The organism is Actinomadura sp. NBRC 104425 (assembly GCF_030269545.1).
Classification (GTDB): domain Bacteria; phylum Actinomycetota; class Actinomycetes; order Streptosporangiales; family Streptosporangiaceae; genus Spirillospora; species Spirillospora keratinilytica.
In genome coordinates this window covers 1-381 of the sequence record NZ_BSTN01000127.1, presented here as the reverse complement: position 1 = coordinate 381, position 381 = coordinate 1, and the positions used below count along the sequence as shown (strand labels likewise).

The 381-nt window shown below is 72.2% G+C and carries 1 protein-coding gene; it reads left to right on the top strand.

Translation table 11 applies throughout. The features are described 5' to 3' along the window. Positions 1-10: 10 nt before the first annotated feature. Positions 11-381, top strand: a 371-nt coding sequence (locus QSK22_RS33405) for a transposase (RefSeq protein WP_285498513.1), incomplete at its 3' end; no start/stop codon positions are given.

The window sequence follows — 381 nt, the reverse complement described above, 5'->3', positions numbered from 1 at the left end:
GGAGACCTCGATGGCCAGGGTATCGATCGCGGGGCGCAAGGACTTGACCGACCGGCAGTGGCGGGTGCTGGAGCGGCTGCTCCCAGAGGGTAAACGCCCTGGCAGGCCTGCCAAGTGGACGCGCAGGCAGCTGATGGACGGGATCCGGTGGCGGACCCGCGTCGGTGCGCCGTGGCGTGATGTGCCCGAACGGTACGGGCACTGGCAGTCGGTCTACAGCCTGCTGCGGCGCCGGCAGCGTGCGGGGATCTGGGCGTTGATCTGGGCGAAGCTGCGGGCCTTCGCCGACGCCGCCGGGCTGGTCGGGTGGAGCGTGTCGGTGGACTCCACCATCGCCCGGGCCCACCAGCACTCCGCGGGCGCCCGCCACGACCATCAGGG